We start from the raw sequence: 25,885 nt of genomic DNA, 5'->3' as shown, positions 1-25,885 counted from the left end.
CCGGCTCAATCCTCGATGCCGCGCTGCGCCGGGATGCCGGCCTTGAACGCATGCTTGACCAGCGTCATCTCGGTCACGGTGTCGGCGAGTTCGATGATCTCGGGCGGGCAGCGGCGGCCCGTGAGCGCCACGTGCACCTGCTTGGGCCGCGCGCGCAGGGTCTCGAGCACGCCCTCGAGCGGCAGCCAGCCGTAGATCAGCGGGTAGGTGATCTCGTCGAGCACCACGAGGAAGTGCTCGCCCGAGAGGATCGCGGCCTTCGCCTTCTCCCAGCCGTCGCGCGCGAGCTGCGCCGAGCGCTCGAGGTCCTGGCTCTTCCAGCTGAAGCCGTCGCCCAGGCCCTCGATCGGGATGCCGATCTGCTCGAACATGCGGTGCTCGCCGAAACGCGCGCTCGGCACCTTCATGAACTGGTAGATCTTCACGGCCTTGCCGCGGCCATGCGCGCGCAGCGCCAAGCCGAAGGCCGCGGTGCTCTTGCCCTTGCCGTCGCCGGTGTTGACGATGACGATGCCGCGGCGTTCGCCTTCGGGCTTCTCGTAGGGCTTCTCGCTGGGTGGGGTTTCTATCTGCATGGGGTGGTCTCTTTCAAGGCTGTCGAATGCGGGCAGCCGGACGCAGAGGACGCGAAGGTTTCGCGAAGGACGCCAAAGAAGACATCCAAAATTTTTCTTTGCATTCTTTCGCGCCCTTTGCGAAACCTTCGCGTCCTTCGCGTACGGCTGTCCGATCCCGCATTCATCGCGGCAACGCAATCCATTGTTCCGCCACGCGGTGCACGCGAATCCGGTGATCGAACACCTGCTCGAGCGCCGCATGCGTCGCGGGATCGCTGCTGCCGCCGTGGTGCACCACGCGGCCGCGGTCCATCACCACGAGTTCGTCGGCGGCCAGGGCCATGGGCAGTTCGTGCAGCACGCTGACCACGGTGCGGCCCGCGGCGACCAGCGCGCGCACGGTCTGCATCCAGTCGGCCTGGTGCGGCGGGTCGAGGTTGGCGAGCGGCTCGTCCATCAGCAGCAGTTCAGCCTCGACCGCGAGCGCGCGCGCCAGCAGCACGCGCTGGCGCTCGCCGCCCGAGAGCTGGCCCAGCGGCCGCTCGCGCCAGTCCCAGGCCTGGGTGGCGCGCAGCGCGCGTTCCACGGCGGCGCGGTCGGCGGCGTCGGGCGCGGCCAGCCAGCGCTGGTGCGGCAGGCGACCGAGCATCGCGACGTCGTAGACCAGCAGGTCGTCGGCCGCGCCCTCGCCCGCCACGCCCTGGCCCAGCCACGAGAGTCGCCGCGCGCGCTGGCGCGCCGGCAGCTTCGCCGCGGGCTCGCCGAACAGGCGCAGCTCGCCGCGGTGCGCGAGCAGGCCGGCCAGCACCTTGAGCAGGGTCGACTTGCCGGCACCGTTGGGGCCGACGATGCTGGTCCAGCACGCGGCGCCGATCGCGAGGTCGATGCCGTGCAGCACCTCGGTGCCGCCGAGCGCCGCGCTCACGCCGCGCACCTCGAGCGCCTGGGCGGTGGCGGCCGTCATGAGGCCGTGCCCCTCGCGGTGCGCCGGTGCATCAGCCACAGCAGGTAGCTGCCGCCCAGCACCGCGGTGAGCACGCCCACGGGCAGCTCCTGCGGCGCGATCAGCCAGCGCGCCAGCAGGTCGGCCGCCATCAGCAGCAGCCCACCCATCGCGGCCGACAGCACGATCAGCCGCGCATGCGTGGTCTTGACCACCGAGCGCACCAGGTGCGGCGCGGCCAGGCCGACGAAGGCGATCAGGCCGGTCTGCGCCACCGCGGCGCCGGTGGCCAGCGCCAGCACCACGACCAGCGCGGCGCGCATCGCGCCCAGCGGCAGGCCCAGGCTGCGCGCGGTGGCCTCGCCGAGCGCCAGGCCGTCGAGCACCGGCGCCAGCGCCCAGGCCAGCAACAGGCACAGCGCGCAGGCCAGCGCCATCACGGCGCAGGCGCTCCAGCCGACCAGGCCGGTGTTGCCGAGCGTGAAGCCCTGGATCGCCTGCAGGATGTCGGCCGAGGCGATGGTGATCAGGTCCTTCATCGCACCGAGCACCACGCCGACGATCACGCCCGCGAGCAAGAGCCGCAGCGTCTGCTGCACGCCACGCGCGAGCAGCAGCGTGAGCATCACGGCCGCCATCGAGCCGAGGAAGGCCGCGCCCGTCAGGCCCAGCCGCACCACCCACTGCGCGCTGGCGGCCGAGCCGCCGAAGAACAGCAGCGCCAGCGCCACGCCCAGCGAGGCGCCCGAGGCGCTGCCGAGCAGGAAGGGATCGGCCAGCGGATTGCGGAACAGCCCCTGCGCCACCGCGCCGGCCAGCCCGAGCAGCGCGCCCGCGAGCCAGGCGCCGAGGGTGCGCGGCAGCCGGATGTCCCAGACGATCTGCAGCGCCACGGGATCGTGGCGCGCCGACAGGAAGCTCTCGAAGCCGGTGCTGCCGATGCCCAGGCCGAGCAGCAGCAAGGCGGCGCCGAGCACCAGCAGCGCGAGGCCGAACAGCACCACGTGGCGCAGGTGGCCCGCGGGCATCAGCGCGCGCCTCCCTTGCTTGCCTTGTCGCCCAGGCACTGCGCCATCAGCCGTGCCGCCTCGTCCATGCGCGGACCGGGGCGCACCAGCACGTCGGACTGCTCGGCCGTGAAGCGGCAGATGCGCCCTTCGCGCACCGCGCGCATGGTGCTCCAGCCCGGGCGCTGCTCGAGGCCCTGCGCGCTGCGCACGCTGACCATGATCAGGTCGGGATTGGCGCGCACCACGTATTCGGGGTTGAGCTTGGGAAAGGGGCCGAGCGCCGCCGGCACGATGTTCCTGGCGCCCAGCCGCGTCAGCGTCTCGCCGATAAAGGAGGACTCTCCAGCCGCGTACGGGCCACTGTTGACCTCGAAGTACACGCGCACGCCGCGCGCGGCGGCCGGCAGCGACTGCGCCGCGGCCGACACCGCGGCATCGATGGCGCGCCAGACCGCCGGCGCCTCGTGGGTGCCGAGCACCTGGTCGAGCTTGCCGAGCACGCGACGCACGTCGGCATGGTTCTTGGGCTCGAGCACCAGCACCTTGAGGCCCAGCGCCTCGAGCCGCTCGGTCACGCGCGAGGACTTGGCGAGCAGCACCACGTCGGGCCTGAGCGCCACCACGGCCTCGACGTTGGGATCGATGCCGCCACCGAGTTGCGGCAGCGTGCGCACCGATACGGGCGAATTCGAATAGCGATCGACGCCGACCAGCCGCGCGCAGGCGCCGAGCGCGCAGACCGATTCGGTCAGCGAGGGCAGCAGGGTCACGATGCGCTGCGGCGGCTGCGGCAGCTCCACGCTCACGCCGCGCTCGTCGACCACCTCGAGCGCGCTCGCGGGCGACGTCCACAGGCCGAGGCCCAGCGCGAGTGCCGCCAGCGCGGCGGCGAAAAACTTCTTCATCGGCCCGGCTCCTTCAGCGTCAGCGGCAATCCGGCCGTCATCAGCGTGACGCGCTGGCAGGCCGCCGCCACGTCCTGGTTGAGCCGCCCCAGCGCATCGACGAAGGCGCGCGTCTCGCGGCCCAGCGGGATCACGCCCAGGCCGATCTCGTTGCCCACCAGCACGACCGGACCGCGCGCATCGCGCAGCGCGCCCAGCAGCAGGTTGACGTGCGCGGCGGGCGTGCGCGAGACCGGCCGCGCGCCCTCGGCGCGCAGCGGCATCAGCAGGTTCGTGAGCCACATCGTGAGGCAGTCGACCAGCACCAGCGACTCGGGCGTGCTCTGGGTCACGATGGCGCGCGCCAGCTCGACCGGTTCCTCGATGGTGCGCAGGCTGGGCACGCGCTCGGCGCGGTCGGCCTGGTGGCGCACGATGCGCTCGCGCATCTCGTCGTCGTAGGCCTGCGCGGTGGCGATCAGTACCGCGCGGCGCTGCTTCGGCGCGGCCGCCAGCCAGTCGGCCGCGCGCTGCTCGGCGCGACGCGACTTGCCGCTCTTCTGGCCGCCGAGGATGAATTCGTGTTCAGGCGTCAACGCGATGCTCCTGGGCAGCCGGTGCCCCGGTTTCGAGCGGCGCGGCGTCGAACAGCCGCGCGGTGGCTTCGGGACTGGAGGCGAACCAGGCGTGGAAGTAGCTCGCGCGCACGCAGCCGTGCACGTAGAGCGCCTCGCCACCGGCCGTGCCTTGCGGGCGGCGCGAATGGGCGGCCGGCACGAGCGGTGTCTCGCAGCGCGAGTAGTGGAAGGTATGGCCGCGCAGCGTGTGCGCGCCCAGCGCGAGCGCCTGCGGGCCGAGGCCGGCGAGCCGCTTCTGCAGCGTGACGCGCCCGGGCAGCAGGCCCCAGAGCGCATGCACCGCGGCTTCGTTGCCATCCCCGGGCACCGCGATCTCGTCGAACAGCGCCATCATCCCGCCGCATTCGGCCCAGATCGGCCGGCCCGCGGCCGCATGGGCGGCGAGCGCGGCGCGCAGGTCCGAACGCCGCGCGAGCGTGGCGGCATGCAGCTCGGGATAACCGCCGGGCAGCCACAGCGCATCGCAGTCGGGCAGCGCATCGCCGGCCAGCGGCGAGAAGAAGACCAGCCTGGCGCCGAGCGCACCCAGCGTGTCGAGGTTGGCCGGGTAGATGAACGAGAAGGCCGCGTCGCGCGCGATGGCGATGGTGCGGCCCGCGAGCAGCGGCGCGATCGGGGCGACCTTACCGGTGGAAGGTGGCTCGAAGCGCACCTGCGGCAGTTGCAGCGACCCCAGCGGCGTGCCGGCCAGCGCATCGGCCACGCGGTCGAGCCGCTCGGCCGCGTCGCCGAGCTCGTGCGCCGCCACCAGGCCCAGGTGGCGTTCGGGCAGCGAGAAGCCCGCGTCGCGCGGCAAGGCGCCGAGCCAGTCCGCGGGCTCGCGCAAGGCGCCGCGCAGCATGTCGGCATGGCGCTCGCCGGCCACGCGATTGGCCAGCACGCCGGCCCAGGGCATGCCGGGCCTGAAGCTCTGCAGCCCATGCGCCAGCGCGCCGAAGGTGCCGGCCATCGCTTGGGCGTCGATCACGGCCAGCACCGGCAGGCCGAAGCGCTGCGCCAGGTCGGCCGCGCTCGGCGTGCCGTCGAACAGGCCCATCACGCCCTCGACGATCACGAGGTCGGACTCGGCCGCGGCCGCATGCAGCCGCGCGCGGCAGTCGGCCTCGCCGGTCATCCACAGGTCGAGCGAATGCACGGGCGCGCCGGTGGCGAGCCGCAGCCAGTGCGGGTCGAGGAAGTCGGGCCCGCACTTGAAGGCGCGCACGCGCCGGCCCTGGCGCGCATGCAGCCGCGCGAGCGCGGCGGCCACGGTGGTCTTGCCCTGACCCGAAGCGGGCGCGGCCACGAGCACGGCGGCGCAGCGCGCCGCGCGATCGGGCAGGTGCTGGCTTACTGGGGCGTCCACTTCAATCCGACGTACGCGTTGCGGCCACCGGTGACGTAGCCGCGCGCGAGCATGTAGTCCTTGTCGCCCACATTGTCGATGCGCGCGACCAGGTCGACGTCGCGCACGATCTTCGTGCTGGCCACGAGGTTCAGCAGCGTGTAGCCGCCGAGCTTGCGCGTGTTGGCCGCGTCGTCGTAGCGCTGGCTCGAGGCCTGCACCTCGGCGCCCAGCGTCCAGCCGCCGAGGCGCCAGTCGGCACCCAGGGTGCCGTAGCGCTTGGCGCGGCGGGCCAGCAGCTTGTCGGTCGCGAGGTCGCGCGGATCCTGGAAGTCGAGCGAGGCGCGCAGCGTCACGTCGCCGATGCGGTGGCCGGCCGACAGCGTCACGCCCTCGTAGCGCGCCCGCGCGGTGCTGCCGTAGCAGCCGAAGGACGAGGCGCAGCCCCGGGCGGTCGAGTCGAACACGATCAGGTTGCGCACGTTGTTGCGGTAGACCACGATGCCGGCGTTGGTCGGGCCGTCGGTGTACTTGAGGCCGAGCTCGACGTTGCGGCTCGACTCGGGCTGCAGGTCGGGCTTGCCGTATTCGCTGAAGCGCTGGTAGAGCGTGGGCGCGCGGAAGGCGGTGCCGGCCGAGGCGGTCACGCGCAGCTTCGGCGTGATCGCGAAGCCGTAGGCGGCGCTGCCGGTGGTCTTGCCGCCGAACTCGCTGTCGTCGTCGTGGCGCACGTTGAGCTGCAACGAGTGCGGGCCCTGCACGAAGCCGTAGCCGAGCGAGACCGCGTCCTGCGAGCGCTTGCGCGCCAGGCCCTTGTCGGTGCTGCTGGTGGGGGCGTTCTCGAGCCGGTCCTCGCGGCGTTCGAGCGCGGCCGTCACCAGGTGCGGACCGAAGCGCAGCTCGTTCTGGAACAGGTAGCCGCGCAGCCGGGTCTCGGTGCGGTAGTACGAGGGCATGGTGCTGTAGACCGACTGCGAATCGGTCACCTGCAGCCGGGTGCTGTAGACCTCGTTCCATTGCGCCGACCAGGTCAGGCCGGCGGTGCGCAGCCGGTTGCGGCTCTGGTCGTCGAGGTAGTAGGCCGGCGGCTTGCTGCCGGACTTGGCGGCGTCGTAGTGCGCCTTGGTATCGCTCGACAGCGCGGTGGCCTCGAGCCGCTGGCCGGGCGCGATCTGCCAGCCCAGGCGCACGTTGCCCGAGGTGGTGTTGTAGCCGTCGCGGTCGGGGCTGGTGAAGCCGTCCTTGGGCAGCGTGCGCTTCTCGAGCGGCTGGATGTTGAAGCCGCGGCTTTCCTCGTGCGCCACACCGAACGAATAGTCGAAGGCGTTGGCCTTGCCGCTGATCGCCGCCTCGGTACGGAACAGGCCGTGGCTGCCGACACCCACGCCGATCGAGGGCGACACCCCCTCCTCGCCGCGCTTGGTGAACAGCTGGATCACGCCGCCGATGGCGTCGGAGCCGTAGACCGCCGCGGCCGGGCCGCGCAAGACCTCGATGCGGTCGATCTGCGCCAGCGGGATGCTCTCCCAGGCCGCGCCGCCGGTGGCCTGCGAGTCCACGCGCACGCCGTCGATGTAGACGGCGGTGAAGCGCGTCTCGGCGCCGCGGATGTAGACGCTGGTCGAGTTGCCGACGCCGCCGTTGCGCACGATCTGGATGCCGGCCTGGCGCGCGAGCACGTCGGCCACGCCGGTGGAACCGCTGCGCTCGATGGTCTCGCGGTCGATCACCGAGACATCGGCCACCAGGTCCGACAGCGGCTGCGCGGTGCGGTTGGCCGTGACCACGGTCTCGCCGAGCGCGCCGGCCGGAGTCTGGGCCGAGGCCGCCAGCGGCAACTGGGCCAGCAGCAGGCCGCCGAAGGCCGGCACCAGGGCCAGCGGCAGGCCGGCCAGGCGCATGCCGATGCGGGACGCGGGAATGCGAGCGCGCGAACGGCGCGAGAAGGAAACGCAGGAAATCATGGAGTGAGCGAACGAACGTCTATGCCCCTTGCCGGCCTCCCCGCCGGCGCCCGGGGCGCCATTGGTCCGTGCCTGCATCGACGAAGCGAAGAGCATGCGCGAACCGCCTTGTTGGCCGGTATCCGGGCTGGCAGACCGGCCCTCGCCGCCTTCCCAGGCGCCTGTTTCAGGGCGCCCAGTGGCTCGTGTGGAGAGGGTGGCGCCTTGCGGCGCCGTCTGCTTGACCGTTGCGGGGGCAGCGCAGGCGGCTTCGGTGCCGGCGCGCGGCCGGTCCCTTCACTCCTGCTTCCCGTTGAACCGCGGCGCGTGAACCACGCCGCAGGCACCAACGGGCGAGATTCTAGGCGTTGCGCCGCGCGCCTTAAGTCGAAAGTTGCGTGCGCCCGACGCTCGCCGCGTCCCGCGCACTAACATCGACGGGCTATGGGATGCCATCACCACCACCCCGCATGACCCTGCGTTCCTCGCCATTGCTGCGCCTGCGCTCCGCCCTGCAGCGCCTGTTCGGCGTCTCGGGCTGGCAATCGATGCTGCTGTGGTCCATCGTCGCCGGCCTGCTCGGCACGCTCGCGACCGAGGGCTTCCGCGCCGCGCTGCGCGGCTTCGAGCACGTCGTGCTCGGCCCCGGCGACAGCCTGGTCGCGATGGCGCGCGCGCTGCCGTGGTGGGCGCGCATCGCCTTCCCCGCCGTGGGCGGCCTCGTGGCCGGCGGCCTGCTCGTGCTCGCGAAGCGCGTGGCGGTGCGCAGTGCCACCTCCGACTACATGGAGGCGATCGTGCTCGGCGACGGCCGCATCCCGGTGGCGCAGACGCTGGTGCGCAGCGCCTCCTCGCTCGTGAGCATCGGCACCGGCGGCTCGATCGGCCGCGAGGGCTCGATGGTGCAGCTCGCCGCGCTGGCCGCCTCGCTGCTGGGCCGGGTGTTCCGCTTCCCGGTCGAGCGGCTGCGCCTGCTCGTGGCCTGCGGCGCGGCGGCGGGCCTCACGGCCGCGTACAACGCGCCGATCGCGGGCGCCTTCTTCGTCGCCGAGATCGTGCTGGGCTCGATCGTGATGGAGAGCGTGGGCCCGATCCTGATCGCGGCGGTGGTCGCCAACATCGTGATGCGCGCCCTGCCCGGCTACCAGCCGCCCTACCAGATGCCGGTGTTCCCCGAGCTGCATGGCGCGGAGATCCCGCTGTTCGCGCTGCTCGGCGTGCTGCTGGGCTTCGCGGCCGCGGGCTTCCTGCGCGCGCTGCAGGGCAGCCGGGCGCTGTTCGCGCGGCTGCCGTTCGCGCTGCCGTGGCGGCTCGCGCTCGGCGGGCTCGCGATGGGGCTGGTGTCCGTGCCCTGGCCCGAGGTCTGGGGCAATGGCTACAGCGTGGTCAACGCGGTGCTGCACACGCCCTGGACCTGGACCCTGATCGCCATGGTGCTCGCGGCCAAGCTGGTCGCCACGCTGGCCACGGCCGGCTCGGGCGCGGTGGGCGGCGTGTTCACGCCGGCGCTGTTCTTCGGCTGCATGGTGGGCGCGCTGTTCGGCCATGCCGCGCAGGCGCTGTGGCCGCATGCGGTGTCGGCCCCCTACGCCTATGCGGTGGTGGGCATGGGCGCCTTCCTCGCGGGGGCCACGCAGGCGCCGCTGATGGCGATCCTCATGATCTTCGAGATGACGCTCAACTACCAGGTGATGCTGCCGCTGATGCTGGCCGGAGTGATCGCCTATTTCGTCGCGCGTTCGGCCAACGCCGGCTCGATGTACGAGATCACGCTGCGCCGGCGCGAGCAGCAGGACGAGCAGCTGCGGCTGCGCTCGCTGCACATCCGCGACCTGGTGCAGCCGGCGCAGACGGTGGTCGGCCCCGAGGCCGATCGCGAGGCGATGAGCCGGCTGTTCCTGCAGCATCCGGTGAAGTACCTCTACGTGGTCGATGCGAACCAGCGCTACCTCGGCGTGGTGCCCCTCTCGGCGCTCGGCACGGCCGCGGCCGAGGTGCGCGCGGCGGACCTGCTGTCGCAGGCCATCGCGCCGATCACCGCCGACACCAGCCTGGGCGAGGCGCTGCAGCGCTTCCTCGAGCATCTGGGCGAACGGCTGCCGGTGATCGAGAGCCCGGCCAACCCGGTGCTGCTGGGCGTGGCCGCCAAGAGCGCGTTGCTCGCCACCTACGTGCGGCTCAGCGAAGTTTGATGGCGCGGCGCGCAGGCCGCAGAATGCCGTGCCAGGCGCGGCGGGTGCCCCGGAGGACCGCCGCTTTCACGGGAAACTACAATCGCGCACCATGCCCGCCTCCAGCCCCATCGACCAGATCGCCGAGCGCGTAGAACGCCTGCTCTTGCGTCACGAAGAGGTGCAGCGCACGAATGCGCTGCTGCAGGAACAGGTCGATGCGCTGACGCGCGAGCGCGATGCGCTCAAGTCGCGGCTCGCGGCGGCGCGCACGCGGCTCGACGCGCTGCTCGAGCAGTTGCCGGCCGTACCTCCCTCCGAAGATTCCCCCGCATGAAGCAGATCGAAGTTCAGATCATGGGCCAGAGCTACCTGCTCGGCTGTCCCGATGGCGGCGAAGCGCAGCTGCGCGACGCAGTCGAACGCGTGGACGCGGCCATGTGCAAGATCCGCGACGCGGGCAAGGTCAAGGCGCGCGACCGCATCGCGGTGCTGGCCTCGCTGAACCTGGCCTTCGATCTCGCGGCGCAGGAGACCACGGCGAAGGCCGCGCCGCCCGCCGAGCCGGCCCCGACTCCGGCCGCGGCCCCCGCCGACGACGGCGCGGTCGATCCGAAGGCCGCGCAACTGATCCACAAGCTCGACCAGGCCCTGGCCGGCGACGGACATCTGCTTTAAGCGTTACGCGCTTTCTTTCTCTCGCCTGCAGAGATCGGCGCGCACTGCAAGAACTTCGATGCAAACCTGCCCGCGCCGCAGGGACTCCCCTCAAAAAACCGGAAAGCGCCCGGGCGCGAAGGCGTAAAATCGTTCCTGTCTGCGGTGCGCGTTGGGCTTTATATGTCCTTGTTCCAATGCTCTACGGAGCCGGGCTTGGTATATCGCTCGACGGGTGTGATCATCTCGCGTCAGATGAACCCGAAGTCTTGCTGCCCTCGCCCACCTGAACCCCGGTTCAGGATGCGAGTCTGGCGCCCATTCGCAGACACCTATTCCTCTTCGTTGCGCTGAGTGCGCATCGAACATCGGCGATCCCCGGCATGGCGGGATCGCCCCGAGAACCCACGCTGTATCCGCCTCGATACATCCGATCCTGGCTCCTGCGCGACCGTGCGCGCCGGGCCGCAGCTACGTTTCAGATAGCATTGCGACCCACCCCCCTCCCTTTTTCCCTCGAACCGAGGCCCGTTGCCATCGTTGCACGGCGCCCTTGCCTTACCCGAAAGTCCGTGGCGTGAACGTGACCAGCCTGCTCGACCCCCTCCTGATCGCCGAACTCGCCGTCCTCGGCCTCGGCACCGGTTTTCTCGCGGGCCTGCTCGGCATCGGCGGCGGCATGGTGATGGTGCCGTTCATCACGATCATCATGGGCCACCGCGGCGTGCCGGCCGACCTCGCGGTGAAGATGGCGATCGCGACCTCGATGGCCACCATCATCTTCACCTCGGTGTCGAGCGTGCGCGCGCACCACAAGCGCGGCGCGGTGCGCTGGGACATCGTCAAGCGCCTCGCGCCCGGCATCGTGATCGGCAGCCTCGTGGGCAGCCTCGGCATCTTCGCGCTGATCAAGGGCACGGCGCTGGCGATCGTGTTCGCGCTGTTCGTGGGCTTCTCGGCCACGCAGATGTTCCTCGACCGCAAGCCCAAGCCCACGCGCCAGATGCCGGGCACCGCGGGCCAGCTCGGCGCGGGCGGCGCCATCGGCCTGGTCTCGGGCCTGGTCGGCGCGGGCGGCGGCTTCATCAGCGTGCCCTTCATGACCTGGTGCAACATCTCGATCCACAACGCGGTCGCCACCAGCGCCGCGCTGGGCTTCCCGATCGCGGTGGCCAACGTGGCCGGCTACGTGATCAGCGGCCAGTCGGTGCAAGGCCTGCCCGAAGGCTCGTTCGGCTACATCTGGCTGCCCGCGCTCGCGGTGATCGCCGTGTGCAGCGTGCTGACCGCGCCGCTGGGCGCCAAGGCCGCGCACAACCTGCCGGTGAAGAAGCTCAAGCGCGTGTTCGCGAGCATCCTCTACCTGCTGGCGGCCTACATGCTCTGGAAGGGCCTGCGCGGCTGAGCGCGCGGCCCTCTTCCGCCCCTCCTTTTCTCGACGCCACGACGCGCCCGGCCGGCGCGTCGCGCAGGCGCGCGCCGCAGTTTTTCTCAACCAGCGCCAGCAAATCTCGATGGTTCGCGGCGGCTGAAAACAGGACCATTCCGTTCACGCAAACCACACGAGGAACGGACATGAGCAAGAGACTTTCGGTCGCCATCATCGGCGCCGGCATGGGCGGCCTGGCCACGGCCGCGGCGCTGCGCCGCGTCGGCATCGACGTCATGGTCTACGAACAGGCCGAGAAATTCACCCGCCTGGGCGCGGGCATCCAGATCGGCTGCAACGCGATGCAGGTGCTGCGCGGCCTGGGCCTCGAGGCGCGCATGCGCGCCGAGGCCTTCTACCCGCGCTCCTGGAACAACAAGGACGCCTACACCGGCGAGGTGCGCTTCGACATGATCTTCGGCGAGACCGCCGAGCGGAAGTTCGGCGCGCCCTACCTGCTCGCGCACCGCGGCGACCTGCATGCCGCGCTGCACAGCGCGGTGCCCGACGAATTCATCCGCCGCGGCCACAAGCTCGCGGGCTTCTCGCAGGGCGACGGCGGCGTCGAGCTGCGCTTCGCCAACGGCGCCACCGTGCATGCCGACGCGGTGGTGGCGGCCGACGGCGTGCACTCGCTGGTCAAGGACCAGCTGTTCGGCAGGTCCGAGCCCAACTTCACGGGCCGCATCGCCTACCGCACCACCTTCTCCGCGGCGCTGCTCGGCGGCCAGGAGATCGACCAGTGCACCAAGTGGTGGGGCAAGGACCGCCACATCGTCATCTACTACGTCAAGCCCGACCGCAGCGAGGTCTACTTCGTGACCAGCCAGCCCGAGCCCGGCTTCAGGCTCGAGTCGTGGTCCACCAAGGGCGACATCCACGCGCTGCGCGAGGCCTTCGCCGACTTCCATCCGCAGGTGCGCCACGTGCTGCAGTCCTGCCCCGAAGTCCACAAGTGGGCGCTGGTCGACCGCGACCCGCTGCCGCGCTGGAGCGAGGGCAACATCACGCTGCTCGGCGATGCCTGCCACCCGATGACGCCCTACATGGCGCAGGGCGCGGCGATGGCGATCGAGGATGCGGCGGTGCTCTCGCGCTGCCTCCAGGGCACGGACCGCGACGGCGTGGCCGAGGCCTTCCAGCGCTTCGAGGCCACGCGCAAGCCGCGCACTTCGAAAGTCCAGCTGACCTCGCGCACCAACACCTGGCTGCGCGATCCGCAGGACTCCGACTGGGTCTATGCCTACGACGCCTGGAACACGCCGCTGGCCGAGCCGGCCGTGGCCTGAAGGGAGCGGGAACATGACGGACAAGACCCACACCTCGGCGAAGTTCCAGCGCGGCCTCGCCACGCGCAAGGCGGTGCTCGGCGCGGAATACGTCGAGAAGTCGATCGCCGAGGCCGACGACTTCAGCTGGCCGATGCAGCAGCTCACCACCGAGTACTGCTGGGACGAGATCTGGAACCGGCCGGGCCTGGACCGGCGCAGCCGCAGCCTGCTGAACCTCGGCATGATCAGCGCGCTCAACCGGCCGCACGAGCTGCGGCTGCATGTGCGCGGCGCGATCAACAACGGCATCACGCCCGCCGAGTTGCAGGAGGTGTTCCTGCAGGTCGCCATCTATTGCGGCGTGCCTGCGGCGCTCGACAGCCTGCGCAACGCGCGCGAGGTGCTCAAGGAGATGAAGCTCGCCTGAAGCTTCGCCCTTTTGAAGAACATCGGAGACAACGACATGGACAACCAGGCAATGCTGAGCCGCCGCGCGCTGCTCGCGCTCGCGGCCGCGTCGATGGGCACGGCGGCCCTCGCGCAGCCGGCCACCACGCGCGGCAAGGTCACGAAGATCCTCGTGGGCTTTCCGCCGGGCCAGGCCACCGACATCGTGGCACGGCTGATGGCCGAGAAGATGCAGGCCGTGACCGGCGAGAACTACATCGTCGACAACAAGCCCGGCCAGGGTGGCAGCATCGCGATGGGCCAGCTCGCGAAGTCGCCCAACGACGGCTCGACGATGATGCTCACGCACATGTCGGCCGTGGCCACCAACCCGCACCTCTACCGCAGCGTGCCCTACGACTCGCTCAAGGACTACGAGGCGGTGGGCCTGGTCGGCGACCTGCCCTTCGTGCTGGTGTGCCATCCCTCGCTGCCCTTCAGCGACGCGCAGGGGCTGGTGGCCTATGCCAAGGCCAACCCGGGCAAGCTCACCAATGCCTCCTCGGGCAACGGCACGGTGTCGCACCTCGCGATGGAGGAGTTCAAGCGGCGCGCCGGCATCGACATCGTGCACGTGCCCTACAAGGGCAGCGCGCCGGGCCTGACCGACGTGGTCGCGGGCAACGTCTCGCTGGCGCTCGAGACCGCGGCCGGCGTGCAGGCCTTCGTGCAGGGCGGCAAGCTGCGCGCGCTCGGCGCGGCCACCGCGAGCCGGCTCGACGCGCCGCTGGCCGTGCCCACGCTGATCGAGCAGGGCTTCGCCGACTTCCGCGCCTCGACCTGGCTGATGCTGCTCTACCCGGTCGGCACCTCGAAGACGCTGGTGGCCTCGACCCACGACGCGATCGCCAAGGCCATGCGCAAGCCCGAGGTGGAGCGGCGCATGCGGAGCATCGGCGCGCTGCCGCGCTACAGCGCCAGCCCCGAGGAAGCCGCGGCCTACGTGGCGAGCGAGTTCAGGAGCTGGGGCGAACTGGTGCGCCGCAGCGGCGTGCAGATGGATTGAGCCGCGCGCTCAGGACACCGGGGCCTGCGAGCGCAGCCATTGCTGCATCGAGGCCTCGGTGTCGCTGCCCTCGCGCACCAGCCATTCGCAGAAGCTCTCCGTCACCGGGTCGGCATGGGCCGTGCTCGCGAAGTAGCGCCGCTGCTTGGCGGCCAGCACACCGAAGGGCGCGCACAACCGGCCCGCGATGATGTCGTCGAAGGCGAGGAACAGCGGCACCAGCGCGAGGCCCAGCCCGTCGATCGCGGCCTGCAGCGCGAAGTACATCTGCTCGAAGCGGATCGCGCCGCCGGGCTTGAGCCCGGCCACGCCGGCCGCCGCGAGCCAGTCCTCCCAGGCATAAGGCTCGGTGGCGAAGCTCACGAGCGTGTGCGTGGCCAGGTCGCGCGGCTCGCGCAGCCGGCCGCCGTCGAGCAGGTCCACATGGCACACCGGCAGGATCAGCTCGCTCATGAAGGGCCGCGATACGCAGTGCGGCGGCGGCTCGAGCGCGCCCGCGATGGCGATGTCGTAGCGGCCCTCGTCGAAGTTGACCGGCGCCAGCAAGGTGGTGAGCCGCAGGTCGACCTCGGGCCGCTTGCGCTGGAAAGCCGGCAGGCGCGAGAGCAGCCAGCGCATGGTGAAGGTCGGCGGCGCATTGATGCGCAGCGCGGTCGGCACCGCCTGCTCGCGCAGTTGCATCGAGGCCACCGCCACGCGGTCGAGCGTGGCCGTCAGCTCGCCGAGATAGAGGCGCCCGGCCTCGGTCAGCGCGAGCTGCGAGGAGGTGCGCCGGAACAGCGGCACGCCCAGCCATTCCTCGAGCAGCGCGACCTGGCGGCTGATGGCGCCGTTGGTCACGCTCAGTTCTTCCGCGGCGCGCGTGAAGCTCACGTGCCGGCCCGCGGCCTCGAAGGCCCGGATCGCGTTCAGGGGTGGAAGTTTTCTGGACATGGCGGGGCGACTGTAGGCCGCGATGGGTGCAAGCGGGTTGCGTTTTTCTCAACGGGCTTCAGTTTTACTCGGTGGCGGGGCCTGGGGAAGGGGCCGAGACTGGCGTTCTCATGACGACCACCCAGCATCTGTTCCTGCCGAGCGCGGCCTGCCGTGTCGCGGTCCACGTCGACGGCCCCGCGGACGGCCCCGTCGTGCTGCTCGCGCACGCGATCCTTTCATCCTCCGTTCTGTGGCGCCGCCAGGCCGAATGGCTGGCCGCCGAGGGCTGGCGCGTGCTGCGGCCCGACACGCGCGGCCATGGACGGTCGGAAGCGCCCTCACCGCCATCACTGCCCTGGCGCATGGGCGACCTGGCGCGCGACGTGGTCGAGATCCTCGATGCGCTCGACATCCGCGCCGCGCACTACGTCGGGCTCTCGCTCGGCGGCATGTGCGGCTTCGCGCTGGCCGAACGGTATCCCGAGCGCCTGGCCAGCCTGTGCCTGTGCGACTGCCGCGCCGACGCGCCCGCGGCCTTCGCGCGGCCCTGGGACGAACGCATCGCGCTCGTCGAGGCCCAGGGTTGCGAAGCGCTCGCGGGCCCGACCATCGAGCGCTGGCTGGGCCGCGGCTTCATCGAGGCCCATCCCGCCGAGGCACGGGCCCTGCACGCGGCCGCGGCCGGCACTTCGCGCGCGGGCATGGTCGGCTGCGCGCGCGCGATCCAGCAACTCGACCATCGCGCGGCCGCGCGCGGCATCCGCGTGCCCACGACCCTGCTCGTCGGCGCCAACGACGCCGCGCTGCCCGATGCGATGCGCGAGCTGCGGACCGAGATTCCCGGCGCGCATCTGGAGATCGTTCTGGACGCGGGTCATCTGCCGAACATCGACCAGCCAGAACGCTTCGACGCCGCGCTGCGCGCCCACCTCGAGCGCGCCCGCCGGACCGCCTGACACTGCGCCGGCCCTTCCGCGCGGCCTACTGCACGCGCTGCTGCCGCCACTCGCGCGGCGAGCAGCCGAAGCGCTCCTTGAACGCGCGGCTGAAATGCGCCGCGTCGTTGAAGCCGCGGCCATAGGCGATCTCGGCCACGGGCCGGCCCGCGAGGCGCGGCTCGAGCAGGTCGCGGCTGCAGGCCTCGAGCCGACGCTCCCAGATGTACTGCGCGGGCGTCAGCGGCTCGCTCTTGAAGACGCGATGGATCTGGCTGGCCGACACGCCGAGCTCGGCCGCGAGGCTGCCCACCGACAGCGCGGGGTCGCCGAGCTGTTCCTCGATGCGCCGCTTCACGCGCGCGAGGTGGTAGGCCGTGAGGCTGCTGAGCGAGGGCGCGCTGGCCGCCGGCAAGGTCTGCAGCCCCGCCACCAGGATGTTCTGCACGCCATTGGCCACCGCGAGCGCCGAGGCCGGCTGCAGCGTCTCGATGTCCTCGCGCAGGGTGCGGATCATGCCCAGCAGCAGGTGGCCCGCGCCCTGGCGGCCCGACACGGTGGTGGCCGTGAGCGCCTGCGTCTCGCGCAGCTCGCTGCGCAGCCGGTCGCCGGGCAGCTTGAGCACGATCTGCTCGAAGCGGTCGTCGAACAGCAGCTGGTAGGGCCGCGTGCTGTCGTAGAGCGCGAAGTCGCCGGCCTCGAGCACCGCGTCGCGCCCGTCCTGGCGCACCACGCCGCGGCCCTGGGCCTGGATGCTCACGAGGAAGTAGTCGTCGCCCGAGCGCGCGATGTGGCCCGAGGTGCGCAGCACCTTCTGCGGGCCCGAGCGCACCACCGACACGTCGAGCCCGGGCAGCGTGTGCTGGCGGATGCTGCCCTCGAAGTCCTCGGACTCGTCGGGCCGCACCGGATCGCAACCGAGCTGCACATAGACGTTGCAGATCATGTCGGTCCAGTAGGCCAGCCGCTGCGGGCGAGCCACGGCATCGGTGCTGAGCAGCGCGTTCATCGGTGGAATCTCGAAAAACGGGGATCGGCGGGCATGCAACGCAGGAACAAGAACGCCGCAAGCTGCGGTCAAGGCGTTCCAGCGCGGCGAATCTACGCTTCATGCAACCCGCATGCCACCGCGCAAACCCGCGCCGGGGCAAGGCGGCGAATCCACGTTCCCCACCGAAAGGCCCCGCCATGCCCACCACCGTTCATCCCAAGCTCCGCGTCGCCGCCGTGCAGGCCGCGCCCGTGTTCCTCGACCTCGACGGCACCATCGACAAGACCATCGACCTGATGGCGCAGGCCGCCGCGCAGGGCGTGAAACTGATCGCCTTTCCCGAGACCTGGATCCCCGGCTACCCCTGGTGGATCTGGCTCGACTCGCCGGCCTGGGGCATGCAGTTCGTGCAGCGCTACCACGACAACTCGCTGGTGATCGGCTCGGCCGAGTTCGAGCGCCTGCAGGCGGCCGCGCGAGCGCATTCGATCTGGCTCTCGTTCGGCTTCAGCGAGAAGGCCGCGGGCAGCCTCTACATCGCGCAGGCGCTGATCGACGACCAGGGCCAGGTGGCGCAGACGCGCCGCAAGCTCAAGCCCACGCACGTGGAGCGCACCGTGTTCGGCGAAGGCGACGGCGCCGACCTGCACGTGGTGCCCACCGCCATCGGCAACATCGGCTCGCTGTGCTGCTGGGAACACCTGCAGCCGCTGAGCAAGTACGCGATGTACTCGCAGAACGAGCAGATCCACTGCGCCGCGTGGCCCAGCTTCTCGCTCTACCGCGGCGCGGCCAACGCGCTGGGCCCCGAGGTCAACAACGCCGCGAGCCAGGTCTACGCGGTCGAGGGCGGCTGCTTCGTGCTCGCGCCCTGCGCCACGGTCTCGAAGGCAATGAGCGAACTGATGTGCACCGATGCCGGCAAGCAGCAGATGCTGGGCGTGGGCGGCGGCCATGCGCGCATCTACGGGCCCGACGGCTCGGCCCTGGGCACGCCGCTGCCCGAGACCGAGGAAGGCCTGGTGATCGCCGACATCGACCTCGGGCTGATCTCGCTCGCGAAGGCCGCGGCCGATCCGAGCGGCCACTACTCGCGGCCCGACGTCACGCAGCTGCTGCTCAACAAGACGCGCCGCGAACCCGTGGTGGTGCAGCTCACGCCCGTGCCCGAAGGCAACGCGGCCGAGCCGGTCGAGGCCTGAGCGCGCAAGAAGGAGCCGCGCCATGGAATCCGCCATCGACGAGCACCTGAGGTGCCCGCGCACGCGCACCCGCCGCATCGAGGACGACTACACACCGCCCTACCCCGTCTGGTCGGCGCGCGCCCACCGCGCGGTCACGCAGGTGGTGATGGGCTACTTCGGCGTGCAGTCGCTCGGCGCCGCGCAGCAGGGCCGCGCCTGCGCCGCGCTGATGCGCATCGCGCGCGACTTCGCGCGGCCCGATGGCCCGCTGCACCACGACCTCACGCACTACGTGGATGCCGAGGGCCACGACAACATGATCGCGATCGCCTACTGGACCGATCCGGCCGCCTTCGCGCGCTGGAGCGCGACGCCCGAGATCGACGGCTGGTGGCAGTCGGAGGAGCGGCTGCACGAGGGCCTGGGCTACTTCCGCGAGATCGTGTCGCCGCGCGTGCAGCACTTCGAGACCATGTTCAACACGCCCGACCGGCTCGAGGGCATCGGCGTGGCCATGGGTGGCGTGAGCGGCGAACTGCAGGAGCATGGCTACTGGGGATCGATGCGCGACCGCATCCCGCTGTCGCAGACCGATCCGATGTCGCCCTCGGGCACGCGCGCGGCGATCGGCGACGCGCCCGCGCCGGGCCGGCGCGTGCGCATCGCGGGCCATGAACACGTCGCGATGATCCGCTCGGGCCAGGAATGGACCGACACCACAGGCCAGGAGCGCGCGCTCTATCTCGAGGAAATGGAGCCGGTGCTGCGCGAGGGCATGGACTTCCTGCGCGACCAGGGCCTGGCGATCGGCTGCTACAGCAACCGCTACATGCGGCATCTCGATGCGCAGGGCGCGCCGCTGCAGAAGTCCTTCGGCCTGAGCTTCTGGCGCTCGCTGGCCGACATGGAGCGCTGGGCCGAATCGCATCCGACCCACGTGGCGATCTTCGGCAGCTTCATGCGCTATGTGCAGGCGCTGAACTTCCAGCTGCAGCTGCGCGTGTACCACGAGGTGTCGGTGCTCAAGGCCGACGAGCAGCGCTACGAATACATCAACTGCCATGCACGCACGGGATTGATGAACGGCATGGGTTGAGAGCGCCGCATGACGGATGCCTTAGGATTCGCGCCCCGAACCCTAGGACCCCGATCATGTGGCGCGAATTCGAAAGCCTCGTCGAAAGCTCGATGAAGGAATGGAAGATCCCGGGGCTCGCGCTCGCGGTGATCGAGGATGGCGAGGTCTCGCTGCTGAAGGGCTATGGCGTGCGCGACCTGCGCGGCAACGAGCCCGTGACCGCCGACACGCAGTTCCTGCTGTGCTCGATCACCAAGTCCTTCACCGCGGCCGGGCTCGGCCTGCTGGTCGACGAGGGCCGGCTCGCCTGGAGCCGGCCGGTGCGCGAAGTCATCCCGGAGTTCCGGCTGCACGATGCGGTGGCGACCGCGCAGCTCACGGTGCGCGATCTGCTGAGCCACCTCAGCGGCCTGCCGCGCCACGACTGGCTGCACATGCCGGCCGACCTGACGAGCGCGCAGATGCTGCCGCTGCTGCGCCACCTGGTGCCGAGCCGCGAGCTGCGCGAGGCCTTCCAGTACTCGAACCTCGGCTACATGGTCGCGGGCATCGTGATCGAGCGCCTCAGCGGACAGGGCTGGCAGGACTTCGTGACCGAACGGCTGCTGAAGCCGCTGGGCTTCACGCACTACGGCTTCGGCATCGACGCGCTGGTGGCGGCCGCCGATGCGGCCCGCCCGCACACCATGGTCGAGGGCAATCCCGTGCCCGCGCAGCTGTGGCCGGTGCCGACGGCCGCGGGCGGCGGGCTCAATGCCAGCGCCGCCGATCTCGCGAAGTGGATGCGCTGCCTGCTCGACGAAGGCCGCGTGGGCGACACGCCGCTGCTGTCGGCCAAGACGGTGCGCGAGATGGGCATGCCGCGCGCCTGGATGTCGCGCTCCGAACATGCCGAGATCGGCGATTCGCACTACGGCCTGGGCCTGTTCTGCGAGAACTACCGCGGCGACCGCGCGCTCGCGCATTCGGGCTCGTGGTTCGGCTGGGCCACGCTGATGACCGTGGTGCCCTCGCGCCGCGCGGGCGTGGCGGTGCTGACCAACCGCGCGCCGGGCGCCGTGACCTCGATCCTCACCTTCGCGGCGCTCGACCGCATCGCGGGCCGCGAGCCGGTCGACTGGTTCCAGCGGCTGCTCGCGAAGCGCCGCGCCGACCTGGTGCAGCAGCGGGTCGACGAGAAGGCGCGCACGGACCGGCGCCGCACCGGCACGCAGCCCAGCCATGCGCTCGAGGAGTACGCGGGCCGCTACGAGCATCCGGCCTACGGCTGCATCGAGATCGCGCACGAGGGCGACCACCTCGCCTGGCACTGGCGCGGCGCCGCCGGCGCGCTCACGCACTGGCACTACGACATGTTCGTCACGCCGGACCGGCCGACGGTGTTCCACCCCGACAACCTCGCGCTGAGCTTTCTCTACGACCGCGCGGGCCGCATCGACCGCATCGCGGTGCCTTTCGAGCCGATGGTGGAGGACATCGTCTTCAGGCGCGCGAAGGACGCGCCGACAACCTAGAAGGGCCTAGGCGAACAGCCCCTTGTGCTCGCCGCGCAGCAGCGCCTTCTGCACCTTGCCCATGGTGTTGCGCGGCAGCTCCGGCACGATGAAGCAGCGCTTCGGGATCTTGAAGTTCGCGAGCCTGGCCTTGAGCTCGGCCACGATCGCATCGCCGTCGAGCGTGGCGCCGGGCTTGGCGATGACGATCGCCACGCCGACCTCGCCGAAGTCGGGGTGCGGCACGCCGACCACCGCGCTCTCGGCCACGCCGGCCATCTCGTTGATGTAGCCCTCGATCTCGGCCGGATAGACGTTGTAGCCGCCGCTGATGATCAGGTCCTTGCTGCGCCCGACGATGGTGATGTAGCCGCGGCCGTCGATCTTGCCCACGTCGCCGGTCTTGAAGAAGCCGTCGGCCGTGAACTCCTCCTGCGTCTTCTCGGGCATGCGCCAGTAGCCCGCGAACACGTTGGGGCCGCTGACCTCGATGCCGCCGATCTCGTCGGTGGTGCAGTCGCGGCCCTGGTCGTCGCGCACGCGCAGCTGCACGCCCGGCAGCGCGAAGCCGACGGTGCCGCCGCGGCGCTCGCCCTGCTCGGGGCGGTAGGGGTTCGAGGTCAGCATGATGGTCTCGCTCATGCCGTAGCGCTCGAGGATGGTGTGGCCGGTGCGCTCGCGCCACTCGTCGAAGGTCTCGATCAGCAGCGGCGCGGAACCCGCGACGAACAGCCGCATGTTGCGCACCGCCTCGCGCGTGAGGCCGGGCTCGGCCAGCAGGCGCACGTAGAGCGTGGGCACGCCCATGAACACGGTGGCCTCGGGCAGCTTCGCCGCGATGCGCTTGGGATCGAACTTCGAGAACCAGAGGATCTTGCTGCCGTTGAGCAGCGCGCCGTGCAGCGCCACGAACAGGCCGTGCACGTGGAAGATCGGCAGCGCATGGATCAGCACGTCGCCCTCGGTCCAGCCCCAGTAGTCCTTGAGCACCTCGGCATTCGACAGCAGGTTGCCGTGCGTGAGCATCGCGCCCTTGCTGCGGCCGGTGGTGCCGCTGGTGTAGAGGATCGCGGCCAGGTCGTCGGCCGACTTCGCGGCCGGCTTGTGCACGTCGCTGCAGCTGGCCGCGACCTCGAGCAGGGTGCCGCTGCGGTCGTCGTCGAGCGTGAACACGTGGCGGGTGCCGGCGGCCGTGGCCAGCGGCGCCACCCAGGCCGCGTTGCGGCTGGTGCAGACCACCACGGCGGGCTCGGCGTTGCCGAAGAAGTACTCGATCTCGGCGCTCTGGTAGGCGGTGTTGAGCGGCAGGAACACATAGCCCGCGCGCAGGGTCGCGAGGTACAGCAGCATCGCCTCGACCGACTTCTCGACCTGCACCGCGATGCGCGCGCCCTTCTCGAGCTTCAGCGCGTCGAGCAGGTTGGCGATCATCGCGCTCGCGCGGTCGAGGTCGCGCCACGAGTACGCGAGGCCGTTGTCGGTCTCGACCGCGATGGCGTCGAGGTCGGCGGGAAAGGCCGCGCGCAGGGCGGCGAACAGGTTGGCGTTGGCGGTCTTCTTCATCGGTCGGACTTCACAGGAGGCGAAAAACGAAAGGCGGGTCAGAAATCGGGCGCGCGCTTGGCGAGGAAGGCGGCGATGCCTTCGCGGTGCTCGGCCGAGTCGGCGTAGTCGTAGGCGGTGGCGACCAGCGCGGCGACCGGCTCCACCTCGGGCGGCGCGGTGTTGGCGCCGGTCACGGCATGGTGCAGCACGGCGAAGGTGCGCTTGTGCATGCGCGCGGTCTGCGGCGCGAGCCGCGCAATGCGCGCCGCGTGCGCCTCGGCCGCGGCGGCCACCTCGGCGTCGGGCAGCACCGAGAGCAGGAAACCCGCGTGGTAGAGCCGCGTGGCATCGTGCACGCCGGCGGCCAGCAGCATGTCGCGCGCCAGCGTGTCGCCGATGGCGCCGTGCACCAGCGCGGCCTCGCGCGGCGCCATCGGAAAGCCGAGCTTCGCGATCGGCGCGCCGAATTTCGACGAGGCGCCCGCGAGGCGGATGTCGCAGCAGCTCGCGATCTCGATGCCGGCCCCCATGCAGGCGCCCTCGATCTGCGCGACCAGCGGCACGGGACAGTCGAGCAGCGCCTGCAGCGCGGCCCAGACCTCGTTCTCGTGGAATTCGCGCAGGCTCGCGGCCTCGAAGCGGAACGACGGGTACTCGGAGATGTCGCCGCCTGCGCAGAAGGCGCCGCCCTCCCCGCGCACGATCACGCAGCGCAGCGCCGGGTCGGCGCCGAGGCCGGCCACGAGCGCGCGCAGCTCGCGCCACATCGCGCGCGTCATCGCGTTCAGGCGCGCCGGGTTCGACAGCGTGAGGAACGCGAGCGCGCCCTCGCGGCGCAGGCTGACGCTGCCCGCGCTCATTCGAGCTTGGCGCCCGAGGCCTTGACCACGGCGGCCCAGCGCTTGATCTCCGAATTGACGAAGCCGCCGTACGCGGCCATGGTCAGGTTCGGGATCTCGGAGCCGTTCTGCGCCCAGATGGCCTTGAGCTCGTCGCTCGCGAGCGATTTCTTCATGTCCTCCACCACCTTGGCCTGCACGTCGGCCGGCGTGCCCTTGGGCGCCCAGAGGCCGTACCAGGTGGTCACGGTGTAGTCGGGCAGGCCCACCTCGGCCGCGCAGGGCACGTCGGGAAAAGCCGGGTTGCGCTTGGCACCCGCCACCATCAGCGCCTTGATGCGGCCGCTCTTGATGTGCTGCGCCGAGGAACCGAGGCCGTCGAACATCAGGTCGACGTTGCCCGAGATCAGGTCGGCCAGCGCCGGGCCCGCGCCGCGGTACGGGATGTGGGTGATGAAGGTGCCGGTCTGGATCTTGAACAGCTCGCCCGCCAGGTGGTGCGAGGTGCCCGCGCCGGCCGAGCCGTAGTTGAACTTGCCGGGGCTGCGCTTCACGAGCGCGATGAACTCCTGGATGGTCGCGGCCTGCACGCGCTTGGGATTGACCACCACCACCTGCGGCACGTTGGCCAGCAGCATCAGCGGCACGAAGTCCTTCTCGATGTCGTAGTCGAGCTTGGGATAGATCGAAGGCGCGATCGCATGGTGCACCGCGCCCATGAACAGCGTGTAGCCGTCGGCCGGCGCCTTGGAGGCGATGCTCGCGCCCAGCGTGCCGCCCGCGCCGCCGCGGTTGTCGATCACCAGGGTCTGGCTCGTGAGCTTGGCGAACTGGCCCGACAGCGGACGCGCGAAGGCGTCGGTGCCGCCGCCGGCCGGGAACGGCACGACCACGTTGACCGGCTTGGTCGGCCAGTTGCCCTGCGCGGTCGCGGCGCCGCCGCAAAGAACCGCCGCGCCCGCAGCCGCCAGGCGCAACACGTCGCGCCGCTGAAAACTCTGGTTCATCTGTCTCATCTCCTGTCGTTGTGGATCGCCGCGCGAGCGACGGCCGGCGCTGTATGCGCCGGGCTTGAGGCCCGATCAGCCTTTTTTGAAAAACAGACTTTCGACGTCTCCCGACACGGCCACCTTGCCCTGCGCGAGCCAGTCGCGGTGCCGGTCCAGACGCTTGAGATCGTATAGGTAGTTCACCATGAGGCCATAGGACTGCTTCTGTCCCTTGGGCGACGGATCGCCGGCCCAGTTGAGGCGCTCGACGCGCGCGCCGTTGCCGAGGTGGAAGCGCGCGACCGGGTCGGCCGGCGTGCCGTCGACCAGCGAGCGGCCCAGGTACTCGGCCGCGCACTGCAGCAGCCACTGGCGCAGCGGCGACTTGGGGTCCAGGCTCGCGGCGGCATCGACGGCGGCCAGCAGCCGATCGGGCGTGGGCGGCAGCGAGCCCACGAGGCGGCCGATCTCGGCGGCGCGCTTCTCGTCGAGGCGCGCGGTCATGTCGGGGGCGTTCTTCGCGAGCCAGGTGCGAAAGCCCGGGATCGGCGACAGCGTGGCGAAGGTCTTGAGCCGCGGCAGTTCGTCCTGCAGGGTCTCGACCACGCGCTTGATCAGCGAGTCGCCGAAGCTCACGCCGCGCAGGCCGTTCTGCGTGTTGCTGATCGAATAGAAGATCGCGGTGGTGGCGCGCGCCGGCGGCACCGGCACGGCGGCCTCGTCGAGCAGCGGCGTGATGCCGTCGCTCACGCGGTCGACCAGCGCCACCTCGACGAAGATCAGCGGCTCGTTGGGCAGCCGCGGATGGAAGAAGCCGTAGCAGCGGCGGTCGCTGTCGTCGAGCCGGTTCTTCACGTCGTTCCAGCTCTTGATGTCGTGCACCGCCTCGTAGCGGATCAGCTTCTCGATCAGCGAGGCCGGCGAGTTCCAGTCGATGCGGCGCAGCTCCAGGAAGGCGACGTCGAACCAGGTCGAGAACAGCTGCTCGAGCTCGGCGTCGAGCGCGAGCAGGCGGCGGTCGCCCTTGAGGCCGGGCAGCAGCTCGGCGCGCAGGTCGACCAGGAAGCGCATGCCCGCGGGCTCGACCGCGAAGCGCTGCAGCAGGCGCATCCGCGGCGACACCAGCGCGCGGCGCAGCTTGAGCTCGGCCTGGCCCTCGTCGGGCGTGCCGACGGCGGCCTGGTGCTGGTCGCGCGCTGTCTTGAGCTTTTGCGCGTCGGCGGCGAAATGCTCGCTCATCAGGGCCCAGAAATCGCGCCGTTCCTCGGGCGTGGCGGCGGCGTATTCGATCGCGATGGCATGGGCACGGCGGCCGCCCTCGACCTCGCTCACGCGCGGGTCGATCACCGACTGCATGGCGGCCAGCACGCGGCGCAGCGCGCGCGGCGACAGCGCCTCGTCGGCCTTGCGCAGGGTGGCTTCGAGCCGCTCGGCGGTGGTGCGGGCGCTGGGCTTCGGCGCGGACTTGGCGGCACCCTTCGCGGGGGCGTCGGAGGCCACCGGCACCTTGCGTTCGTTCTTGTCGCCCGTGCGCAATCGCGCCTGGAACCATTCGGTCGCACTCATCGTGGATGCACTCCCATGCAGAAAGAAAAAGACGAAGAAGAGGTGGCGGACGCGGACACGACGGCGCCGC

Annotated in this window: 24 protein-coding genes and 1 riboswitch; of the genes, 11 read left to right on the top strand and 13 right to left on the bottom strand. The window is 71.0% G+C overall.

What is annotated here, in order from left to right; translation table 11 throughout:
* Nucleotides 1–5 precede the first annotated feature (5 nt).
* The 7 genes from cobO to ACEN9J_RS03825 form a co-directional block, all read right to left on the bottom strand.
* Nucleotides 6–575 (bottom strand): cob(I)yrinic acid a,c-diamide adenosyltransferase, encoded by a 570-nt coding sequence (cobO, locus tag ACEN9J_RS03855; RefSeq protein WP_413763380.1) that lies wholly within the window; start codon nucleotides 573–575, stop codon nucleotides 6–8.
* Nucleotides 576–738: 163 nt separating this feature from the next.
* The gene (locus ACEN9J_RS03850) at nucleotides 739–1,521 is read right to left on the bottom strand and encodes an ABC transporter ATP-binding protein (protein WP_413763379.1); all 783 of its coding nucleotides are present in this window, start codon (nucleotides 1,519–1,521) and stop codon (nucleotides 739–741) included.
* A complete protein-coding gene (locus tag ACEN9J_RS03845) occupies nucleotides 1,518–2,528 on the bottom strand; it encodes a FecCD family ABC transporter permease (RefSeq protein ID WP_413763378.1) in 1,011 nt (336 codons plus the stop codon). Before ACEN9J_RS03845 ends, ACEN9J_RS03850 begins: the two co-directional genes overlap by 4 nt.
* Nucleotides 2,528–3,415, bottom strand: coding sequence for an ABC transporter substrate-binding protein (locus tag ACEN9J_RS03840; protein ID WP_413763377.1), 888 nt, complete (start codon nucleotides 3,413–3,415; stop codon nucleotides 2,528–2,530). Before ACEN9J_RS03840 ends, ACEN9J_RS03845 begins: the two co-directional genes overlap by 1 nt.
* On the bottom strand, nucleotides 3,412–3,990 hold the full coding sequence (gene cobU / locus ACEN9J_RS03835; protein ID WP_261210637.1) for a bifunctional adenosylcobinamide kinase/adenosylcobinamide-phosphate guanylyltransferase: 579 nt from the start codon (nucleotides 3,988–3,990) through the stop codon (nucleotides 3,412–3,414). The genes ACEN9J_RS03840 and cobU overlap by 4 nt, the downstream gene beginning before the upstream one ends.
* Nucleotides 3,980–5,377, bottom strand: a complete 1,398-nt coding sequence (locus ACEN9J_RS03830; RefSeq protein WP_413763376.1) for a cobyrinate a,c-diamide synthase — start codon at nucleotides 5,375–5,377, stop codon at nucleotides 3,980–3,982. Before ACEN9J_RS03830 ends, cobU begins: the two co-directional genes overlap by 11 nt.
* A complete protein-coding gene (locus tag ACEN9J_RS03825) occupies nucleotides 5,362–7,320 on the bottom strand; it encodes a TonB-dependent receptor domain-containing protein (protein WP_057594569.1) in 1,959 nt (652 codons plus the stop codon). Before ACEN9J_RS03825 ends, ACEN9J_RS03830 begins: the two co-directional genes overlap by 16 nt.
* A 95-nt stretch (nucleotides 7,321–7,415) precedes the next feature.
* A riboswitch (cobalamin riboswitch) is annotated at nucleotides 7,416–7,665 on the bottom strand.
* A gap of 104 nt (nucleotides 7,666–7,769) precedes the next feature.
* On the opposite strand from ACEN9J_RS03825, the gene ACEN9J_RS03820 reads away from it, so the two are divergent.
* From ACEN9J_RS03820 to ACEN9J_RS03790, 7 genes are all read left to right on the top strand, one after another.
* Complete coding sequence (locus tag ACEN9J_RS03820) at nucleotides 7,770–9,491, top strand: ClcB-like voltage-gated chloride channel protein (RefSeq protein ID WP_296740429.1); 1,722 nt, start codon at nucleotides 7,770–7,772, stop codon at nucleotides 9,489–9,491.
* Between the two features lie 91 nt (nucleotides 9,492–9,582).
* Entirely contained in the window at nucleotides 9,583–9,807 is a 225-nt protein-coding gene (locus ACEN9J_RS03815; RefSeq protein WP_057594567.1) for a hypothetical protein, read from the top strand.
* A complete protein-coding gene (locus ACEN9J_RS03810; protein WP_057594566.1) occupies nucleotides 9,804–10,148 on the top strand; it encodes a cell division protein ZapA in 345 nt (114 codons plus the stop codon). The genes ACEN9J_RS03815 and ACEN9J_RS03810 overlap by 4 nt, the downstream gene beginning before the upstream one ends.
* 562 nt (nucleotides 10,149–10,710) lie before the next feature.
* Nucleotides 10,711–11,532, top strand: coding sequence for a sulfite exporter TauE/SafE family protein (locus tag ACEN9J_RS03805; protein WP_057594573.1), 822 nt, complete (start codon nucleotides 10,711–10,713; stop codon nucleotides 11,530–11,532).
* A 170-nt stretch (nucleotides 11,533–11,702) separates the two neighbouring features.
* A complete protein-coding gene (locus ACEN9J_RS03800) occupies nucleotides 11,703–12,845 on the top strand; it encodes an FAD-dependent monooxygenase (protein WP_057594565.1) in 1,143 nt (380 codons plus the stop codon).
* Nucleotides 12,846–12,858: 13 nt separating this feature from the next.
* Nucleotides 12,859–13,254 (top strand): carboxymuconolactone decarboxylase family protein, encoded by a 396-nt coding sequence (locus ACEN9J_RS03795; protein WP_296740420.1) that lies wholly within the window; start codon nucleotides 12,859–12,861, stop codon nucleotides 13,252–13,254.
* Between the two features lie 36 nt (nucleotides 13,255–13,290).
* The gene (locus ACEN9J_RS03790; RefSeq protein WP_413763375.1) at nucleotides 13,291–14,280 is read left to right on the top strand and encodes a Bug family tripartite tricarboxylate transporter substrate binding protein; all 990 of its coding nucleotides are present in this window, start codon (nucleotides 13,291–13,293) and stop codon (nucleotides 14,278–14,280) included.
* 9 nt (nucleotides 14,281–14,289) lie between these two features.
* Here the strand turns inward: ACEN9J_RS03790 and ACEN9J_RS03785 are convergent, their stop codons facing one another.
* Nucleotides 14,290–15,213 carry a LysR substrate-binding domain-containing protein gene (locus ACEN9J_RS03785; protein ID WP_413763374.1) on the bottom strand — a complete coding sequence of 308 codons (924 nt, stop codon included), beginning with the start codon at nucleotides 15,211–15,213 and terminating at the stop codon, nucleotides 14,290–14,292.
* Between the two features lie 110 nt (nucleotides 15,214–15,323).
* On the opposite strand from ACEN9J_RS03785, the gene ACEN9J_RS03780 reads away from it, so the two are divergent.
* Nucleotides 15,324–16,151: an alpha/beta fold hydrolase gene (locus tag ACEN9J_RS03780; RefSeq protein ID WP_413763373.1), complete on the top strand. Its 828-nt coding sequence runs from the start codon at nucleotides 15,324–15,326 to the stop codon at nucleotides 16,149–16,151.
* Nucleotides 16,152–16,176: 25 nt separating this feature from the next.
* Here ACEN9J_RS03780 and ACEN9J_RS03775 read toward each other — a convergent pair whose 3' ends face one another.
* Nucleotides 16,177–17,139 (bottom strand): helix-turn-helix domain-containing protein, encoded by a 963-nt coding sequence (locus tag ACEN9J_RS03775; protein WP_413763372.1) that lies wholly within the window; start codon nucleotides 17,137–17,139, stop codon nucleotides 16,177–16,179.
* A gap of 179 nt (nucleotides 17,140–17,318) precedes the next feature.
* Between ACEN9J_RS03775 and ACEN9J_RS03770 the strand changes: the two genes are divergently transcribed.
* The 3 genes from ACEN9J_RS03770 to ACEN9J_RS03760 are packed head-to-tail and all read left to right on the top strand — an operon-like array spanning nucleotide 17,319 to nucleotide 20,897.
* Entirely contained in the window at nucleotides 17,319–18,323 is a 1,005-nt protein-coding gene (locus ACEN9J_RS03770; RefSeq protein WP_413763371.1) for a carbon-nitrogen hydrolase family protein, read from the top strand.
* A gap of 22 nt (nucleotides 18,324–18,345) precedes the next feature.
* Nucleotides 18,346–19,401 (top strand): phenylacetaldoxime dehydratase family protein, encoded by a 1,056-nt coding sequence (locus ACEN9J_RS03765; protein WP_413763370.1) that lies wholly within the window; start codon nucleotides 18,346–18,348, stop codon nucleotides 19,399–19,401.
* Nucleotides 19,402–19,457: 56 nt separating this feature from the next.
* Nucleotides 19,458–20,897: a serine hydrolase gene (locus ACEN9J_RS03760; RefSeq protein WP_413763369.1), complete on the top strand. Its 1,440-nt coding sequence runs from the start codon at nucleotides 19,458–19,460 to the stop codon at nucleotides 20,895–20,897.
* A gap of 6 nt (nucleotides 20,898–20,903) precedes the next feature.
* On the opposite strand, the gene ACEN9J_RS03755 is transcribed toward ACEN9J_RS03760, so the two are convergent.
* The 4 genes from ACEN9J_RS03755 to ACEN9J_RS03740 all read right to left on the bottom strand — a co-directional run bounded on the left by ACEN9J_RS03755 (nucleotide 20,904) and on the right by ACEN9J_RS03740 (nucleotide 25,815).
* Nucleotides 20,904–22,439, bottom strand: a complete 1,536-nt coding sequence (locus tag ACEN9J_RS03755; RefSeq protein WP_413763368.1) for a malonate--CoA ligase — start codon at nucleotides 22,437–22,439, stop codon at nucleotides 20,904–20,906.
* Nucleotides 22,440–22,477: 38 nt separating this feature from the next.
* Nucleotides 22,478–23,281 carry an enoyl-CoA hydratase/isomerase family protein gene (locus ACEN9J_RS03750; protein ID WP_413763367.1) on the bottom strand — a complete coding sequence of 268 codons (804 nt, stop codon included), beginning with the start codon at nucleotides 23,279–23,281 and terminating at the stop codon, nucleotides 22,478–22,480.
* Nucleotides 23,278–24,267, bottom strand: coding sequence for a Bug family tripartite tricarboxylate transporter substrate binding protein (locus tag ACEN9J_RS03745; protein WP_057594554.1), 990 nt, complete (start codon nucleotides 24,265–24,267; stop codon nucleotides 23,278–23,280). The genes ACEN9J_RS03750 and ACEN9J_RS03745 overlap by 4 nt, the downstream gene beginning before the upstream one ends.
* A gap of 75 nt (nucleotides 24,268–24,342) precedes the next feature.
* Nucleotides 24,343–25,815, bottom strand: coding sequence for a malonyl-CoA decarboxylase (locus tag ACEN9J_RS03740; RefSeq protein ID WP_413763366.1), 1,473 nt, complete (start codon nucleotides 25,813–25,815; stop codon nucleotides 24,343–24,345).
* Nucleotides 25,816–25,885: the final 70 nt, after the last annotated feature.

The sequence above is a fragment of the Variovorax sp. Varisp41 genome (assembly GCF_047325085.1).
Lineage (GTDB): Bacteria > Pseudomonadota > Gammaproteobacteria > Burkholderiales > Burkholderiaceae_C > Variovorax.
Note: the sequence above shows the minus strand (reverse complement) of the source record. Positions and strands in the feature narration are given on the sequence as shown.

Coding starts and splice junctions, on each gene's coding strand:
- ACEN9J_RS03800 (WP_057594565.1), top strand. CDS start 11,703: ATGAGCAAGAGACTTTCGGTCGCCATCATCGGCGCCGGCATGGGCGGC.
- ACEN9J_RS03845 (WP_413763378.1), bottom strand. CDS start 2,528: ATGCCCGCGGGCCACCTGCGCCACGTGGTGCTGTTCGGCCTCGCGCTG.
- ACEN9J_RS03760 (WP_413763369.1), top strand. CDS start 19,458: ATGTGGCGCGAATTCGAAAGCCTCGTCGAAAGCTCGATGAAGGAATGG.
- ACEN9J_RS03785 (WP_413763374.1), bottom strand. CDS start 15,213: ATGTCCAGAAAACTTCCACCCCTGAACGCGATCCGGGCCTTCGAGGCC.
- ACEN9J_RS03850 (WP_413763379.1), bottom strand. CDS start 1,521: ATGACGGCCGCCACCGCCCAGGCGCTCGAGGTGCGCGGCGTGAGCGCG.
- ACEN9J_RS03755 (WP_413763368.1), bottom strand. CDS start 22,439: ATGAAGAAGACCGCCAACGCCAACCTGTTCGCCGCCCTGCGCGCGGCC.
- cobO (WP_413763380.1), bottom strand. CDS start 575: ATGCAGATAGAAACCCCACCCAGCGAGAAGCCCTACGAGAAGCCCGAA.
- ACEN9J_RS03815 (WP_057594567.1), top strand. CDS start 9,583: ATGCCCGCCTCCAGCCCCATCGACCAGATCGCCGAGCGCGTAGAACGC.
- ACEN9J_RS03775 (WP_413763372.1), bottom strand. CDS start 17,139: ATGAACGCGCTGCTCAGCACCGATGCCGTGGCTCGCCCGCAGCGGCTG.
- ACEN9J_RS03840 (WP_413763377.1), bottom strand. CDS start 3,415: ATGAAGAAGTTTTTCGCCGCCGCGCTGGCGGCACTCGCGCTGGGCCTC.
- ACEN9J_RS03820 (WP_296740429.1), top strand. CDS start 7,770: ATGACCCTGCGTTCCTCGCCATTGCTGCGCCTGCGCTCCGCCCTGCAG.
- ACEN9J_RS03765 (WP_413763370.1), top strand. CDS start 18,346: ATGGAATCCGCCATCGACGAGCACCTGAGGTGCCCGCGCACGCGCACC.
- ACEN9J_RS03740 (WP_413763366.1), bottom strand. CDS start 25,815: ATGAGTGCGACCGAATGGTTCCAGGCGCGATTGCGCACGGGCGACAAG.
- ACEN9J_RS03750 (WP_413763367.1), bottom strand. CDS start 23,281: ATGAGCGCGGGCAGCGTCAGCCTGCGCCGCGAGGGCGCGCTCGCGTTC.
- ACEN9J_RS03780 (WP_413763373.1), top strand. CDS start 15,324: ATGACGACCACCCAGCATCTGTTCCTGCCGAGCGCGGCCTGCCGTGTC.
- ACEN9J_RS03745 (WP_057594554.1), bottom strand. CDS start 24,267: ATGAACCAGAGTTTTCAGCGGCGCGACGTGTTGCGCCTGGCGGCTGCG.
- ACEN9J_RS03770 (WP_413763371.1), top strand. CDS start 17,319: ATGCCCACCACCGTTCATCCCAAGCTCCGCGTCGCCGCCGTGCAGGCC.
- ACEN9J_RS03825 (WP_057594569.1), bottom strand. CDS start 7,320: ATGATTTCCTGCGTTTCCTTCTCGCGCCGTTCGCGCGCTCGCATTCCC.
- ACEN9J_RS03790 (WP_413763375.1), top strand. CDS start 13,291: ATGGACAACCAGGCAATGCTGAGCCGCCGCGCGCTGCTCGCGCTCGCG.
- ACEN9J_RS03810 (WP_057594566.1), top strand. CDS start 9,804: ATGAAGCAGATCGAAGTTCAGATCATGGGCCAGAGCTACCTGCTCGGC.
- ACEN9J_RS03795 (WP_296740420.1), top strand. CDS start 12,859: ATGACGGACAAGACCCACACCTCGGCGAAGTTCCAGCGCGGCCTCGCC.